Origin of the sequence: Streptomyces spongiae (assembly GCF_009377185.1) — a bacterium.
In the GTDB taxonomy this organism is placed as follows: Bacteria; Actinomycetota; Actinomycetes; order Streptomycetales; family Streptomycetaceae; genus Streptomyces; species Streptomyces spongiae.
The window spans coordinates 12,171-31,025 of record NZ_VJZC01000058.1 but is presented as its reverse complement, the minus strand read 5'-3'; the positions used below and the strand labels follow the sequence as shown (position 1 = coordinate 31,025).

Below are 18,855 nucleotides of genomic sequence, written 5' to 3'. Positions count from 1 at the left end.
GCCCCCATCCGCCCGAGCCGGTATCGGCACGGGAGATCCGCACGCTGCCCGGTCTCCCCGACGCCCCCTCCCCCGTGCTCCTCGCGGCCTTCGTCGCCCTGTTGCACCGTTACAGCGGCGCGGTGGACCTGACGGTCGGTCATGACGGCCTGCCCGTACGGGTGTCGGCCGACCATGAGCCGACGTTCGAGGAGCTGGTGCGGCGGGTCACCCAGGCGTGGGAGGAAGCCGCGACCCACCGGGTCCCCGTCGGCGTCCTCATCGACGAGCTGCACCCCCGGCCGACGCGTGGCGGCGGGCTCTTCGTCAACACGGCGTTCGGCACCGCCGACCGGCCCGCCGGTGAACTGCCCGGACCCGTCGACGTGTTGCTGGAGGTGAGCGAGGGCACGGCACGGGTGACCTACCACCCGGGTCTCTTCGATGCGGCCACCGTCGAGCGGCTGCTCGTCCACTACCGGACCCTGCTCACCGACGCGCTGGCCCGTCCCGACACCCCGGTGGCCCGGCTCGCCCTGATGGGCCCGGACGAGTACCGCCAGGTCGTACTCGACTGGAACGCCACCGAGCACACCGTCCCCGCGGGCACCTGGCCCGCGATGTTCGCCGAGCAGGTCAGGCAGCGCCCCGACTCCGTGGCCCTGGTCTTCGAGGACGAGGAACTCACCTACGCCGAACTCGACGAGCGGGCCAACCGCCTGGCGCACGCCCTGATCGCGCGCGGCGCCGGTCCCGAACGCATCGTCGCGCTGGCACTGCCCCGCTCCACGGAACTGATCGTCGCCGAGGTCGCCGTCCTCAAGTCCGGGGCGGCCTACCTCCCGATCGACCACGACTACCCGCCGGACCGGATCGCGTACATGCTCGGCGACGCCGCACCCGTGTGCATGGTGACGACGCAGGAGACCACGCGGGACCTGCCCGAGCAGGACGGTATGGCGCTGGTGGAGCTCGACTCGCCGATTGTGGCCGCCGAGTTGGCGGACCGGCCCGCGCACGACCCCACCGAAGCGGACCGTGGCGCGCCACTCGGTGTCCTGAGCGCCGCATACGTGATCTACACCTCGGGCTCGACCGGCCGCCCCAAGGGTGTGGTGCTCGCGCACAGTGGTGTGGCGAAGCTCGTGGCCACGCAGAGCGAGCGGTTCGGCATCGGTCCGCACAGCCGGGTGCTGCAGTTCGCCTCGCCGAGCTTCGACGTCGCCTTCTGGGACCTGTGCCTCGGGCTGCTGTCCGGCGGCCGTCTCGTCGTCGTACCGGCCGAGCTGCGGGTGCCGGGCGCACCGCTCGCGGACTACGCGAACGCGCACGGCATCACGTTCATGATCCTGCCGCCCGCGCTGCTCGCCGCCATGCCGGACGATGTCCGACTCCCGCCCACCGCGACGCTGTTGGCAGGCACCGAACGCGTCTCGCCGGAGCTGGTGGGGCGTTACGCGCGCGGGCGGATGATGTTCAACGCGTACGGTCCGACGGAGGCGACCACCAACTCCACGCTCGGGCTGTGCGATCCGGACACTCCGGCGGGCGCGATCGTGCCGATCGGCGTTCCCGACCCGGGCACGCGGGCGTATGTGCTCGACGCGTACCTGCGGCCGGTTCCGGCGGGTGTCACGGGTGAGCTGTATCTGGGGGGCGCGGGTCTGGCGCGGGGGTACCTCGGCCGACCGGACCTGACCGCCGAGCGGTTCGTCGCCGACCCGTTCGGGGCGCCGGGCGAGCGGCTGTACCGCACGGGTGACTTGGTGCGTCGGCGGGGCGACGGGCGGATCGAGTTCCTGGGCCGCGCCGACGCGCAGATCAAGATCCGTGGGTTCCGTATCGAGCCGGGCGAGATCGAGTCGGTGCTGCGCGGCCACCCGGCCGTGGACCAGGTCACGGTGGTCGCCCGGGAGGACCGGCCCGGCGACCGGCGCCTCGCCGCCTACGTCGTCCCCGCACTCGACGGACCGCGCGACGACGACCCGGACGCGCAGGTCGAGGAATGGCGGGAGCTGCACGAACTCCTCTACAGCGCGGCCGGTTCGGAGGGTGCCGACGACAGCTCCGGCGGCTTCCGCGAGAACTTCGCCGGCTGGAACAGCATGTACGACGGCCGGCCGATCCCGGTCGAGGAGATGCGCGAGTGGCGGGACGCGACCGTCGAACGCCTCCGTGAACTCGGCCCGCTCCGCCGCGTGTTGGAGATCGGTGTCGGCAGCGGCCTGATCCTGTCCCGGATCGCGCCGGACTGCGAGGCGTACTGGGGCACCGACCTCTCCCCCGAGGCCGTCGCGGCGCTGCGCTCCCAGGTGGAGGCCGACCCGGACCTCGCCCCGAAGGTCGAGCTGCGTGCCCAGCCCGCGCACGACACCGGCGGGCTGCCCACCGGCTCCTTCGACGCGGTCGTCATCAACTCCGTCGCCCAGTACTTTCCGAGCGGCGAGTACCTCGTCGACGTGCTGCGTCAGGTCTCGGGCCTGCTCGCGCCCGGCGGGCGGATCTTCGTCGGCGACGTGCGCAACCTGCGCCTGCTGCGTACGCTGCGCGCGGCCGTGGAGACCCGGCGGGCCGACCTCGACGACGCCGACGACGGCGAGGACAAGAGCGCGCTGCGCACGGCCGTCGAGCGGTCCGTGCGCTGGGAGGGCGAACTCCTCCTCGACCCCGACTTCTTCGCCTCGCTGGACGGCTTCCAGGCCGAGATCGGCATCAAGCGGGCCGCACACCACAACGAGCTGAGCCGGTACCGGTACGACGTCGTCCTGAGGCCAGGGGCGGCGCGTACGGCAACCGCGGCTCCGGACGAGCGGGAGGTGCCGTGGTCCGTCGTCGGCGGTCTCGCCGGGCTGACCGGACTGCTCGCCGAGCGTCCGGGGCGGCTGCGGATCACCGGCGTACCCAACGCCCGGCTGGCCGACGACCTCGCGGACCTGCGGCGGCTGGAGGGCAGCAGCCGGGAGGCGGCTCCCGGGACGGACCCGGCCGATCCGGAGGCCGTCCACGCACTGGCGGCCGAGCACGGCTACCGGACGGCCCTCACCTGGAACGGGGCCGCCGACGACGGCGCGTTCGACGCCGTGCTCGTGGACGGTGCGCTCCTCATGGACGGTGCACTCGACGGCCCGGCCACCGCGCCGTACCGCACCACGGGCGCCTACCCCCACGCCAACCGCCCCGCGCCCTTCCGCGACGTGGCGGCGCTGATGCGGACCCTGCGTGGCCACGCCGCCGAGTGGCTGCCCGACTACATGGTCCCCTCGGCGTTCGTGCCCCTGCACGCGCTGCCGGTCACCCCGAGCGGCAAGATCGACGGGAAGGCGCTGCCCGCCCCGGACTACGCGGCGATGAGCTCCGGCCGCGCACCGCGCACCGCCCGCGAGAAGCTGCTCAGCCGACTGTACGCCGACGTGCTCGGGCTGGACGCCGTGACGGCGGAGGACGACTTCCTGGCCCTCGGCGGCGACAGCATCACCGCGATCCAGCTGCTCATCAGGGCACGTGAGGCGGGGCTCCGGCTCACCACACGCGACGTGTTCCGGCACCGTACGGTCGAGGCGCTCGCGAAGGCCGCCGTCGAGCGTGTGGACGAGCGCGCCGGTGAGCGTGTGGACGAGCGCGCCGCCGACCGTCCACTGGTGGAGGTCGACGAGGAAGAACTGGCCGGGATCCAGGGCGCGCGGCCGCTCGGCATCGAGGAACTGCTTCCGCTCACTCCGCTCCAGCAGGGCTTCTTCTTCCACTCGTTGGCCGGGGGCACGGACGGCGACACCTACGTCGTGCAGCAGGTCCTCGACCTGTCCGGCCCGGTCGACGGGGACACCCTGCGCCGGGCCGCGGGACGGCTCCTGGACCGTCACGCGCCGCTGCGGGCCGCCTTCCGGCAGCGCCCGGACGGCACCCCGGTGCAGATCATCACGCGGGGCGCCGAGCTGCCGTGGCGGGAGGTCGATCTCTCCAGCCAGGACGGCACGGTCCGGGAGTCCCTGGGCGAGGCGGTGGCCGAGGACGAGCGGGCCGCCGGGTTCGACCTGGGCGCGCCGCCGCTGATGCGCTGTGCCCTGGTCCGCCTCGGGGGGCAGCGCAGTCGCCTGATCCTGACCTTCCATCACATCGTCGCGGACGGCTGGTCGTTGCCGGTCCTGCACCGCGAACTCATGGCCTTCTACGGCGCGGACGCTCCCGCGCTGCCCGATGTCACCCCGTACCGCGCCTTCCTGCGCCGCCTCGGCGCGCAGGACCGCGACGCGGCCGGTGAGGCATGGCGCACCGCGCTCGCCGGACTCGACGAACCCACCCGGCTGGTCGGGACACCGGTCGGCGACGCGCCCGTACGGCCCGCGCACGTCCGCGTGGAACTGTCCGAGCGGACCACCGCGCGACTCACGGAACGGGCCCGCGCACACGGCGTCACCCTGGGGACGGTCGTCCAAGCGGCGTGGGGTCTGCTGCTCGGCAGGCTGACCGGCCGGGACGACGTGCTGTTCGGCACCACCGTCTCGGGCCGTGACAGCGAGGTCGACGGCATCGCCTCGATGGTGGGCCTGTTCATCAACACCCTTCCCACCCGCTTCCGTTGGGCGCCGGGCGAGGCGCTCGGGGAGCTGCTGGTCCGCCTGCAGGAGGAGCAGTCGCGGCTGCTCGACCACCAGCACCTCGGTCTCGCGGAGATCCAGCGGCTGACCGGGCACGCGGGCGAGGGCGAACTCTTCGACACCCTCGTGGTGTTCGAGAACTACCCCTCCGAGACCGGCCTGCGGGACGCGTCGGGCACGGTGCGGATCACCGGTGACGCGTTCCACGACGCCGTCCACTATCCCCTCGCCCTCGTCGTCAAGCCCGGCCGACAGCTGGACCTGCGGCTCAAGCACCACACCGAACGGCTGGACGGTGACGCGGTCCGCACGATCGGCGACCGGCTGACGCGCGTCCTCGAAGCGATCGCCGACGACCAGGCCCGCCCCGCCGCCTCCATCGAACTCCTCTCGCCCGACGAGGCTCTCCGCGCCCACCCGGCCGGCGAGGAGACGTCCGTCCCGGCGACCACCCTGGCCGAGGCGTTCACCGCACAGGTCGCGCGGACCCCGGAGGCCACGGCCGTCGTCTTCGAGGGCGAGCACCTCACCTACGCCGAACTGGACGCGCGCGCCGAGGCGTTGGCGACCCGGCTGCGGAGCCGTGGAGCCGGGCCCGGGGCGTTCGTCGCGGTCGCCGTCCCGCGCTCGGCGGAGCTGATGGTCGCGCTGCTCGGCGTGCTCAAGTCAGGCGCCGCCTATCTGCCGGTGGACCTGGACTATCCGGCCGACCGGGTGGCGCACATGCTGGCCGACTCGGGGGCCACGACGGTGGTCACCCTGTCGGGCACGGCCGACCGGCTGCCTCGGAGTGCTCCCTCGCCGCTCCTCCTCGACGCCGAAGAGGCAGAAGAGGTCGCAGAGACCGAAGAGGGCGAGCCTCCGGCGGGCTCAGGGCGCGAGGCCACCCCCGACGACCCCGTCTACCTCATCTACACCTCCGGCTCCACCGGCCTGCCGAAGGGCGTGGTCGTCACCCACCGCGCCATCGTCAACCGAATCGCGTGGATGCAGGGCGCGTACGGGCTGGGCGCGGACGACCGCGTGCTGCAGAAGACCCCCTCCAGTTTCGACGTGTCCGTGTGGGAGTTCTTCTGGCCGCTGCTCGAAGGCGCGGCCGTCGTCCTCGCCCGGCCGGACGGCCACCGCGACCCCGCCTATCTGGCGGCCCTCGTCCACGAGCAGCGCATCACCACGATGCACTTCGTGCCGTCCATGCTGGAGGCGTTCCTCCAGTCGGAGGACGTCACCGGTGACGCCACCTGGTCGGCGTCCCTGCGCCGCGTGCTGAGCAGCGGCGAGGCGCTCCCGGTGGCCGCCGCGAACCGCTGGCACGCGCTGACCGGGGTGCCGCTGCACAACCTGTACGGCCCGACCGAGGCCGCCGTCGACGTCACGTATCACCCGTACGAGCCGGACGAGGACCAGGGCACGAGTCCCGCCGTGCCCATCGGGCGGCCGGTGTGGAACACGGGCCTCAGGGTGCTGGACGCCTGCCTCCGGCCCGTTCCCGACAGCGTCCCCGGCGAGCTCTACCTCACCGGCGTCCAGCTCGCCCGCGGCTACCACGCCCGCCCGGGGCTCACCGCCGAGCGGTTCACGGCCGATCCGTACGGTCCGCCCGGCAGCCGTATGTACCGCACCGGCGACCTGGTCCGGCGTCGCGCCGACGGCGTGATCGAGTACCTGGGCCGCACCGACCGTCAGGTCAAGCTGCGCGGCAACCGTATCGAGCTCGGCGAGATCGAGGCCGCGTTGGTGGGCCTGCCCGAGGTGGGCCAGGCGGCCGTGACGGTACGGGACAACGCGCTCGTCGCGTACGTCGTGCCGTCGGCATCCCTGGTCCTGGACGTCACCGCGCTGCGCACGGCCCTGGCCGGCTCCCTGCCCGCCCCCATGGTCCCGGACGCCTGGGTCGCCCTCGACGCCCTGCCGCTCACCCCGAGCGGCAAGCTGGACCGGGCCGCGCTGCCCGCCCCGCAGGCCGTACGAGCCGCCGCGACCCGCGCGCCGGGCAACCCTCGTGAGCAGCTGCTCACGGAGATCTTCGCCTCCGTACTGAAGTTGGAGGGCGTCGGCGTCGACGACGACTTCTTCCTGCTCGGCGGCGACAGCATCAGCTCCATCGCGGTCTCCAGCCGGGCCCGCCGCGCCGGCCTGGTGCTCGGCCCGCGTGACATCTTCGAGCACCGCACTCCGGCGGCGCTCGCGGCGGCCGCGACCGTGGTGGAGACGGCGGCCACGGCAGCGACCGCGTCCTCGTTCGCGCTCACCGAGGAGGAACGCGCACGCGTCGAGGCGCTCGCTCCGGGCCGTGTCGAGGACGTGTGGCCGCTCGCTCCGCTCCAGGAGGGCCTGTTCTTCCACTCCACGTACGACGACAGCGCCCTGGACGTCTACACGGTCCACGAGTCGTTCGACTTCGCCGAGCGCGTGGACGCCGGGCGGCTGCGAGCCGCGACGCGCACCCTGCTGGCCCGCAACCCCAGTCTGCGCGCCGGGTTCACCAGTGAAGGGCTGCGCCAGCCGGTGCAGTTCATCGTGCGGGACGTGGGCGAGGACGGGATCCCGCTGACCGAGGTGGACCTGTCCGCGCTGCCGTCGGCCGAACAGGACCGGCGGATGCGGGAGTTGATGGACGAGGAGCGGTCCCGCCGCTTCGACCTCACCCGCCCGCTGCTCTTCCGGATGCTGCTGGTGCGGCTCGGCGACGGACGCGGTGACCGGCTCGTCGTCGGCCGTCATCTGATCCTGTGGGACGGCTGGTCGGCCTGGCTGTTCCTGGACCAGCTGTTCGCGCTGTACGAGAGCGGGGGCGACCCGGCGGGGCTCGCCCACCCCGGCTCGTACCGCGACTACCTGACCTGGCTGGAGCGGCAGGACGACAGCGAGGCGACCCGCGCCTGGCGCACCGCGCTGTCCGGATTCGAGGAGCCCACGCTCCTGATGCCCGCCGTCTCCGACCGGGGCCTGGAGCCGGTGGTCCCGGAGCACCTGGACGCCGTCCTCGACGCGGATGCCGCCGAGCGGCTGCGCAGCACGGCCCGCCGTCACGGACTGACGCTCAACACGGTGCTCAACGCCGCGTGGGGGCTCGTCCTCGCGAGCGCCACGGGCCGTACCGACATCGTCTTCGGCACGACGGTCGCCGGGCGCCCGAGCGAGGTGCCCGACGTCGAGAACGTCATCGGCATGTTCCTCAACACCGTGCCCGCCCGCGTCGCCTTCGACCCGCGCGAGCCGGTGGTGGACCTGCTTCGCCGCGTCCAGGGCGAGCGGATGGAGCTGATGCCGTACGAGTACCTGGGTCTCGGTGTGCTCCAGGCCGAGACAGGGCATCGGCGGCTGTTCGACACGCTGTTCGTGCTGCGCAACGCCGACACCGACGAACGCCTCGCCGAGCTGCGTGAACGGCACGGGGCCACGGCGGTCGCCAACGTGGACGCGACCCACTACCCGGCCAACCTGGTCGTCACGCCCGGCGAGCGGGTCCAGGTCACGCTCGCGTACCGTCCGGACCTGCTGGACGGCGCGTACGCCCGGGCGTTGCTGGAGCGGTTCGTGCTGCTGGTGGACGGGCTGGTGTCCGACCCGTCGGCCGCTGTGGGCTCGCTGACCGCCCTGCTGCCCGGCGAGGCCGCCGCGCTGGCCCGCGAGGAGGCGGACAACCGGCAGCCCGTGCCGCACGAGACAGTGGCGGACATGCTCGCCGCGCAGGGCGCCCGTACCCCGGACGCGACGGCTCTCGTCTTCGGCGCTCAGACCGTCACGTACGCCGAACTCGACGCCCGCTGCAACCGGATGGCCCGGCTGCTGATCGGGCGCGGTGCCGGGCCCGAGGAGGTCGTGGCGCTCGGTCTGCCGCGCTCGATCGACATGGTGGTGGCGCTGTTCGCGGTGCTGCGCACGGGTGCCGCCTACCTGCCGCTGGAGCTGGACCACCCGGCCGAGCGGCTCTCGCTGATGCTGGCCGACGCCCGCCCGCTGCTCCTGCTGTCGACGGAGGCGGTCTCCCGGACCCTGACGGGCGACACCCCGCGCGTCCTGCTCGACGGCCCGGGGGTGGCGGCCGAGCTGGCGGACCTGCCCGCCTCGGCCGTCTCGCGGTCCTTCAGCCTGGACCACCCGGCATACGTGATCTACACGTCCGGGTCGACCGGTCGCCCCAAGGGCGTCGTCACGCCGTACATCGGGCTGACGAACATGCAGCTCAACCACCAGAAGGAGATCTTCGCGCCCGCGATCGCCTCGGCGGGCGGGCGGCGGCTGCGGATCGCGCACACCGTGTCGTTCGCGTTCGACATGTCCTGGGAGGAGCTGCTGTGGCTCGTCGAGGGACACGAAGTGCACGTCTGCGACGAGGAGTTGCGGCGGGACGCGACCGCGCTGGTGGCGTACTGCGAGGAGCACCGCGTCGATGTCGTCAACGTGACGCCCACGTACGCCCATCTCCTCATCGAGGAGGGGCTGTTGGAGGGGCACCGGCCGCCGCTGGTGCTGCTCGGCGGTGAGGCGGTCACCGAGACGGTGTGGAACACGCTGCGGGACACCGAGGGGACGTACGGCTACAACCTGTACGGCCCGACCGAGTACACGATCAACACCCTGGGCGGTGGTACGGAGGACAGCGCGACGCCGACCGTGGGCCGCCCGATCCGCGCCACGCGCGCCCGCGTCCTCGACACCTGGCTGCGGCCGGTGCCGGACGGGGTCGCGGGTGAGCTGTACATCGCGGGCGTGGGGCTGGCCCGTGGCTACCTCGACCGGCCGGGCCTGACCTCCGAGCGGTTCGTGGCCGACCCGTACGGGCAGCCGGGCGAGCGCATGTACCGCACCGGAGACCTGGTGCGGCGCCGCCCGGACGGCAACCTCGACTTCCTCGGCCGCACCGACGACCAGGTCAAGATCCGGGGCTACCGCGTGGAGCTCGGCGAGATCGAGACGGCGCTCTCCCAGCACCCCGAGGTGACCCAGGCCGCCGTGATCGCCCGGGACGACACCTCCGCGCCGGGCACGAAGAGGCTGGTCGGGTACGTCGTCCCGGCCGAACCCGACACTTCGGCACGGGAGTCGGCCGAACGGGAACAGATCGGCGAGTGGCAGGAGATCTACTCCGCCGAGTACACCGAGATCGACACGGCCGTCTTCACCGAGGACTTCGCGGGCTGGGACAGCTCCTACGACGGTGACCCGATCCCGCTGGAGCACATGCGGGAGTGGCGCGAGGCGACGGTCGAGCGGATCCGTGAGCTGCGGCCGCAGCGGATGCTGGAGATCGGCGTCGGCTCCGGTCTGCTGCTGTCGCGGCTCGCCCCGGACGCCGAGTCGTACTGGGCGACGGACTTCGCGGCGCCCGTCATCCGCAAGCTCGGCGAGGACCTGAAGGCCGACCCCGAGCTGGCACGGAAGGTCGAACTGCGGTGCCAGGCCGCCGAGGTGACGGACGGTCTGCCCGTCGGGTTCTTCGACACCGTCGTCATCAACTCGGTCGTGCAGTACTTCCCGAGCCTGGACCACCTGCGCAAGGTGATCCGGGGTGCGATGGCGCTGCTGGCACCCGGCGGTTCCCTGTTCCTCGGTGACGTACGGGACCTGCGGCAGGCCCGGGTGTTCCAGACCGGCATCCAGGTCGCCCGCGCGGGTGAGGACACCGAGCCGGAGTCCCTGCGCCGGGCCGTGGACCGGGGGCTCGCCCTGGAGAAGGAACTGCTCGTCGACCCCGACTGGTTCGCGACGCTCGGCGTCGGCGTGGACCTGCGCACCAAGGCGGGGCGGCACCACAACGAGCTGACGCGGTACCGGTACGACGTGGTGCTGTACGACGGGTCGACGGCCGACGCGCTGCGGCTGGAGGACGCGCCGGCGGCCGACTGGTCCGGGACGCGTGCGCTCCAGGCGGGTTTCGAAGGCGCGGGGCTGTTCCGGGTGCGCCGGATTCCGGACGCCCGTCCGGCGGGCGATCTGGCCGCGATGCGGGCGGTGGACGCCGGGCGGCCCTCGGGTCCCGTCCCGGCGGGCGTGGAGCCGGAGGAACTGCGTGCCCTCGGCGAGGCCCGCGGATACCGGGTCCTGACCACCTGGTCGGACGAACCGGGCTTCTTCGACGCCGTGTTCGTGCGGTCCGCCGAGGCCCGGCGAACGACCGGTCTGCACTGCCCCCGCGCCGCCCGCGGCACCGCCCCCTACGCCAACACCCCCACCGCCACACGCGGCAACGGCGCCCTCGTGCGGCGACTGCGCGAGGAGCTCGGGCAGCGGTTGCCCGGTTACATGGTTCCGGCGGCCTTCGTGGTCCTGCCGCGGCTGCCGATGAACGACAACGGCAAGCTCGACGTGCGGGCGCTCCCGGACGCCGAGCCCGCGGTGGCGCTGTCGGAGGGGCGAGGGCCGCGCACGCCCGTCGAGGAGGTGCTGTGCCGGCTCTTCGCCGAGGTGCTGGGGCTGCCCCGCACCGGCGCGGAGGACAACTTCTTCGACCTGGGCGGCCATTCGCTGCTCGCGACCCGGCTGATCAGCCGCGCCCGTACCGAGCTGGGCGCGGAGCTGGCCATCCGGGACCTTTTCGAGGCCCCGACACCGGAGGCGCTGGCGTTGCGGGCGGACGCCGGACGGCCCGCCCGGCCGGTACCGGCGGCCGTGGCCGAGCGGCCGGCCCGTATCCCGCTGTCGGCGGCCCAGCGGCGGCTGTGGCTGGTGGAGCGGATCACGGGCGGCGGAGTGGCGTACAACTTCCCGCTGGTCTTCCGTCTGCGCGGCGCCCTGGACCTCGACGCCCTGCGGGCCGCCCTGACCGATGTGACGGATCGTCATGAGGCCCTGCGGACACGGTTCCTGGAGGAGGACGGCGAGCCGTACCAGTGGATCGTGCCGCCGGGTGCGGCCGAGCCGGAGTTCCGCGTGGAGGACATCGGCGAGGGCCAACTCGCCGGGCGCGTCGAGGCAGTCCAGCGGCGTCCCTTCGACCTGGGCACCGAACTGCCGGTGCGCGCCCTGGTGTTGAGGCTGGGCAGGGACGACCAGGTGGTGGCGCTCGTCCTTCACCACATCGCCACCGACGAGTGGTCGGACCGGCCGTTCCTCACCGACCTGACCCGTGCGTACGAAGCCCGGCGCGAGGGCCGGGCGCCCGAGTGGGAGCCGTTGCCGGTCCAGTACGCCGACTACACCCTCTGGCAGGAGGAACTGCTCGGGCAGGTCGGCGAGGAGCAGCTCGCGCACTGGACCGAGGCGCTCCGGGATCTTCCCGAGGAGCTGCCCCTCCCCCTCGACCGGCCCCGGCCGGAAATACCCACGGGGCGCGGCGGCAAGGTGCGCGTGGAGCTCTCCGCCGACACCGGCCGGGCCCTGCGCGAACTGTCCGGGGCCACCGGCACCAGCATGTTCATGCTGTTCCAGGCCGCCACCGCAGCCCTGCTGCACCGGCTCGGCGCGGGGGACGACATCCCGCTCGGCTCGCCCATCGCGGGCCGCACCGACGACGCGCTGAACGACCTGGTCGGCTTCTTCGTCAACACGCTCGTCCTGCGGACCGATCTGTCGGACGACCGTGTCGCCTTCCGTGAACTCCTCGGCCGGGTCCGGGAATCGTCCCTGGAGGCGTTCGAGCACCAGGACCTGCCCTTCGACCGGGTCGTCGAGGCCGTCAACCCACCCCGGGTGGCGGGCCGCAACCCGCTCTTCCAGGTCATGCTCGGCTACCACCACCGGCCCGACGGCGACCCGGACGTGTTCGGCATGCCGACCGAGTGGTTCGACATGGACACCGGCATGGCCAAGTTCGACCTGCACTTCACCTTCGTGGACGAGGTGGGCCGGAACCGTCTGGTGCTGCTCCTGGAGTACGCGCTCGACCTGTGCGACGAGACGACGGCCCAGCGGACGGCCGGACGCCTGGTGCGGCTGCTGGAGCAGGTGGCGGCCGAACCGGACCGGCCCGTACGCGAGTTGGAGGTGCTGGAGGAGGCCGAGCGGGATTCGGTCCTCGTCCGGTGGAACGACACCACGCACGACGTACCGGCGACGACCCTGCCGGAGCTGTTCCGCGCGCAGGTGGCACGGACACCGGACGCACTGGCGCTGGTCTTCGGTGAACAGCGGCTGACCTACGCGGAGTTGGACGCGCGAGTCGAGCGGACCGCACGGGTACTGGCAGGGATGGGCGTGGGCCCGGAGCGCACGGTGGCCGTGGCGCTCCCCCGCTCGGTGGACCTCGTCGTCGCCCTGCTGGCCGTGCACCGCGCGGGCGGGGCCTATCTGCCACTGGACGCCGACCAGCCGAGGGAGCGGCTCGCGATCGTGCTGGAGGAGGCCCGGCCGGTGTGCGTCATCGAGGACGCGCTGCCGGGGGACGGTCCGGAAGGTGAACTGCCCGCGGGCCACGACCCGTCGAGTCCGGCCTACGTGATCTACACCTCCGGGTCGACGGGCCGCCCCAAGGGCGTGGTCGTCCCGCACGAGGGCATCGTGAACCGGCTGCTGTGGATGCAGGACGCGTACGGGCTGACCGGCGAGGACCGGGTGCTGCAGAAGACGCCGTCCGGCTTCGACGTGTCGGTGTGGGAGTTCTTCTGGCCGCTGATCACCGGGGCCGCGCTGGTGGTCGCGCGGCCCGAGGGGCACAAGGACCCGGCATACCTGGCGGAGCTGATCCAGGAGCAGGACGTCACGACGGTGCACTTCGTGCCGTCGATGCTCCAGGTGTTCCTGGAGGAGCCCGCCGCCGCGCGGTGCACGGGTCTGCGGCGGGTGATGTGCAGTGGTGAGGCGCTGCCGCTCGCGGTGGCGGGGCGTTTCCACCAGGTGCTGTCCGCCGAATTGCACAACCTGTACGGGCCGACCGAGGCGTCGGTCGACGTCACGGCCGTCGAAGTGCTGCCGGGCGACGAGCGCGTGGTGATCGGGCGTCCCGTGTGGAACACGCGGGCGTACGTCCTGGACGCCGGGCTGCGGCCGGTGCCGCCCGGTGTGGCGGGGGAGCTCTATCTGGCGGGCGTTCAGCTGGCCCGCGGTTACCTCGACCGGCCGGGTCTCACCGCCGAGCGGTTCGTCGCCGACCCGTACGGCCGGCCCGGCGCCCGTATGTACCGCACGGGCGACCTGGCCCGCTGGCGGTCCGACGGCACGCTCGACTTCCTCGGCCGCACCGACCACCAGGTCAAGATCCGCGGAGTGCGCATCGAGCCCGGCGAGATCGAGACCGTCCTCACCCGGCACGGCTCCGTGGCCCACGCGGTGGTCGTCCCGCACGACGAGCTCCTCGTGGCGTACGTCGTCCCGGCTGCCGGAGAGGTCACCGACGCGGCCGTGCTGCGCGGTCACGCCGCCGTCGCGCTGCCCGAGCACATGGTCCCCGCGGCCTTCGTCACGCTGGACGCGCTGCCGCTCACGCCGAACGGCAAGCTCGACCGCCGGGCCCTGCCCACTCCGGACTTCACGGCGGGCAGCGGCCTCGGCGGCGGGGCACGCGATCCACGCGAGGAGATCCTCTGCGGTCTGTTCGCCGGCGTCCTGGGTGTGGAGCGGGTCGGTGTCGACGACGACTTCTTCGCGCTGGGCGGCCACTCGCTGCTGGCCATGCGGCTGGTTGCCGGGATCCGGGGGGCGTTCGGGGCCGAGGTGTCCCTGCGTACGGTGTTCGACGCGCCGACGGTGGCCCGGCTCGCCCAGCGTCTGACCGAGGGCTCCACGGCCGGCGCCCGCCCGGCGCTCACCCCCGGCACGCGTCCCGAGCGGCTCCCGCTGTCGTCCGCCCAGCAGCGGCTGTGGGTGCTGTACCAGGTGGAGGGACCGAACCCGACGTACAACATTCCCTCCGCCTGGCGGCTGACCGGCGATCTGGACGCCGGGGCGCTGCGGGCGGCGGTTGGCGATCTGGTGACCCGGCACGAGACGCTCAGGACGGTGTTCCCCGACGACGAGGGGCGCGCCTACCAGCGAGTTCTCGAACCGCAGGACGTCTTCTTCGAGGTGGAGGACGTCGACGCGGCCCTGCTGCCCGAGCGGCTCGCGCAGGCCGGGACGTACGGCTTCGAGCTGGACCGCGAACCGCCGTTGCGCGTCCATGTGTTCCGCACCGGCGAGCAGGAGTGGACGCTGTTGCTCCTGCTGCACCACATCGCGGGTGACGAGTGGTCGGAGGCGCCGCTGCACCGGGATCTGGGGCGCGCCTACGCGGCGCGACTGGAGGGCAGGGCGCCCGAGTGGGAGCCGTTGCCGGTCCAGTACGCCGACTACACCCTCTGGCAGGAGCGACTGCTTGCCGAGGTCGGCGAGGAGCAACTGGGCTACTGGAAGCGGGCGTTGGCCGGGCTGCCCGAGGAGCTGACGCTGCCTGTCGACCGGGCCCGTCCGCTGGAGTCGAGCTATCGCGGCGGCTCCGCCGACCTGTCGCTCGACGCCGAACTGGCCGCGGAACTACACCGGTTGGCCCGCGACAACGGCGTCAGCGTGTTCATGGTGCTCCAGGCCGCCGTGGCGACGCTGCTCAGCAGGCTGGGCGCGGGCCATGACATCCCGATCGGCAGCCCCATCTCGGGGCGGACCGACGCGGCGCTGGAGGACCTGGTCGGGTTCTTCCTCAACACGCTGGTGCTGCGCACCGACACCTCCGGCGATCCGACGTTCCGGGAGCTGCTGGCCCGGGTGCGGGAGGCCGACCTGGCCGCCTTCGACCACCAGGACGTGCCCTTCGAGCGGCTGGTGGAGGTGCTCAACCCGGCACGGTCGCTCGCCCGGCACCCGCTGTTCCAGGTGATGGTGGTGTACCTGGCGCCGGACGCGGACGAGGCGGGGCTGCTTCCCGGACTGAGCGGCAGCCGGGACGAGGTGGTGAACACCACCGCCAAGTTCGACCTGTCCTTCGACTTCGTGGAGCGCGGCGACGGCAGCGGTGTCGACGGTGTGCTGGAGTACAGCGCCGACCTGTTCGACCACGCGACCGCGCAGTCCTTCGCGGACCGGCTGCGGCGCGTCCTGCGGGCCGTGACCGCGGATCCGGACGTGTCGCTCGGGCGCGTCGGCATCCTCGACGAGGACGAGCGGAGCCGGCTGGTCGGCGGGTGGCGGAGCCGTCCGGCCATCGCCGCGCGGACCACCGTGCCCGCCCTCTTCGAGGAACAGGTCCGTCAGTGCCGGGAGTTGCCCGCCGTGGCGTCCGACGGCGTCGAGCTGAGCTTCGCCGAGCTCAATGCGGAGGCCAACCGGCTGGCGCGCCTTCTGGTCGAACTCGGCGCGGGCCCCGAGCAGTTCGTGGCCCTGTCCCTGCCACGCACGGCACGGTTCCTGGTGGCCGTGCTCGCGGTGCACAAGGCGGGGGCGGCGTATCTGCCGCTCGACCCGGACGCGCCGGTGGACCGTACGGCGGACGTCCTCGACGACGCCCGGCCGGTGCTGACGCTCACCGCACGCGAGTTCGTGCGCGCCCTGCCCACGGACATCGAGCCGCTCGTGCTGGACGAGCCCACCACAGCCGAGCGCGTCGCCGCCCAGGACCCGGCCGATCTCACCGATGCCGAGCGCACGAGTTCCCTGACGCCCCGTCATCCGGCCTACGTCATCTACACCTCCGGCTCGACCGGTCGCCCCAAGGGCGTCGTGGTCACCCACGAGACCCTCGGCAACCTCTTCCACAGCCACCGCGAGACGCTCTACGCGCCGGCGATCGAGGCCACGGGACGGCGGCATCTGAGGGCGGGCCACGCCTGGTCGTTCTTCTTCGACGCGTCCTGGCAGCCCCAGTTGTGGCTGCTGGACGGGCACTGTGTGCACATCGTGTCGGAGGAGGTGCGGCGCGATCCCGAGCTCCTCGCCGCGGCCGTGGTGGACCACCGCTTCGACTTCCTGGAGGTCACCCCGTCGTTCTTCGCCCAGATGGCGGAGAGTGGTCTGCTGCGCGGCGACGACTGTCCTCTCGCGGTCGTCGGCGTGGGGGGCGAGGCCGTACCGGTCGCGCTGTGGCGGCGGCTGGCCTCGCTGCGCTCCACTGAGGCGTTCAACCTGTACGGGCCGACGGAGTCGACCGTGGACGCCCTCGTGGCGCGGGTCCGTGACAGTGAACGCCCCCTGGTGGGGCGGCCGGTGGCCGGGACGCGGGCGTACGTGCTGGACGGGCTGCTGCAGCCGGTGCCGCCCGGGGTCACGGGCGAGCTGTACCTGGCGGGCGGCGGTCTCGCCCGAGGTTACCTGGGCAGCCCCGGGCTGACGGCGGAGCGGTTCGTGGCCGACCCGTTCGGTGAGCCGGGCTCGCGGCTGTACCGCACCGGCGACCTGGCCCGCTGGACTTCGGACGGGTCCATCGACTACCTCGGCCGGGCCGACGACCAGGTCAAGATCCGGGGCTTCCGTATCGAACCGGCGGAGATCGAGTCCGTACTCGCCGGGCATCCGGACGTCGGGCAAGCCCTGGTGACGGTACGTCAGGAGGGCCCGCGCAAGGTGCTCGTGGCCTACGTGGTCCCGGTCCCCGGCGCCCTGCCGGACCCTGGCGGGCTGCGCGGCCATGTCGCCGCCCGGCTGCCGGACCACATGGTCCCCGCCGCCGTGGTCGCGCTGGACCGGTTCCCCGAGCTGGCGAACGGCAAGCTGGACCGGGCCGCCCTGCCGGCACCCGACTTCTTTGCCCTGTCCTCCGGACGGGCGCCCGGCACACCGGCCGAGGAGGCGCTCTGCGCGGTCTTCGCCGAGGTGCTGGGACTGGAACGGGTGGGTGTGGACGACGACTTCTTCGCCCTCGGCGGCGACAGCATCGTCGCCATGCAGTTCGTCGGCCGGGCCCGCGCGGCGGGCGTGCGGATCAGTCCACGGCTGGTCTTCCGGCACCGTACGGTGGCCGCGCTGAGTGCGGTCGCCGAGTCCGTCGGCACCGCGCCCGCGCGCCCGGAGGACGACGGCACCGGAACCGTGCCGCTCACCCCTGTGATGCACTGGCTGCGCGAACTGGGCGGCCCGTTCGCGACGTACCACCAGTCGGCCCTCGTCCGCACCCCTGCGGCTCTGGACCTTCCCGGTCTGACCGCCGTGCTCCAGGCGCTGGCCGACCGGCACGACCTGCTGCGGGCGACGCTGGTGCGGCCGTCCCGGGACGACACCGAGGAGTGGTCACTGCACGTCCCGGCGGCCGGTGCGGTCGACGCCGCCGGGTGGATCGACCGCGTGGACGTGACGGGACTGAACGCCGAGGCGCTGTCCGAGACCGTACGGCAACACGCGTACGCGGCCCGCGCGTTGCTGGACCCGGACGCGGGCGCCATGGTCAGGGCCGTGTGGTTCGACGCGGGCGACGCGCCGGGACGGCTGCTGCTCATGGCCCACCACCTGGTGGTGGACGGTGTGTCGTGGCGCGTGCTGCTGCCGGATCTGGCGGCTGCCTGGCGGGACGTCGCCGTCGGCCGCCCAGTCGGCCTCGTTCCCGTCGAGACGTCGTTCGCCCGCTGGTCCCGGCTGCTCACCGAGCTGGCCCAGGCACCGGAGAGGGAGGCTGAGCTCCCCGTGTGGGAGGCGATCCTCGACGGCGGTACGGAACCCCTGCCGGTCATCCGGGAACGCGATCCGGACCGCGACACGGCTGCCACCCGGCGTGAGGTCGTGCTCCGGCTGCCCGCCGAGCACACCGGGCCGCTGCTGTCGGCCGTGCCCGCCGGCTTCGGCGCCGGCGTCAACGACGTGCTGCTGGCGGGGCTCGCGCTGGCCTTCGCCGACTGGCGGCGGCGCGGCGGGGGGTGCGACACCTCGGTGCTGGTCGACCTGGAAGGCCACGGCCGCGAGGAGGAGCTGGGCGGCGACACCATCGACCTGTCCCGTACGGTCGGCTGGTTCACGAGTGTCTACCCCGTCCGGCTCGATCCGGGACCGGTCGACACGGCCGATGCCTTCGCCGGGGGCCGGGCGGCGGAGGAAGCCGTACGCCGGGTGCGCGAACATCTGGCGGGGCTGCCCGCGAACGGTGTCGGATACGGCCTGCTGCGGCACCTCAACCCGCGTACGCGTGAGGTGCTGGCGGCCCGCGAACCGGCGCGGGTCGAGTTCAACTACCTCGGCCGGTTCGGCATCCCCGAGGAGACGGACTGGTCGTACGCGCCGGAGGAGGAGGCGGCGGACATCGGGTCCGAGGACTCGATGCGGGAGGGTCACGCGCTGGAGATCAATGTGGTGACCGAGGACCGGGCGGACGGGCCGGTGCTGGCCGCGCACTGGTCGTATCTGGAAGGACTGCTGCCGCGCGAGACGGTCCAGGATCTCGCCGAGACCTGGTTCCGGGCCCTGGAGGGGCTCGTCGCGTGGGCGGAGCGGAACCCGAAGTGAGGAA

At 73.1% G+C, this 18,855-nt stretch carries 1 protein-coding gene; it reads left to right on the top strand.

What is annotated here, in order from left to right; all coding sequences use genetic code 11:
- Nucleotides 1-18,851, top strand: an 18,851-nt coding sequence (locus FNH08_RS11750; protein ID WP_152771410.1) for a non-ribosomal peptide synthetase, incomplete at its 5' end; no start/stop codon positions are given.
- Nucleotides 18,852-18,855 lie beyond the last annotated feature (4 nt).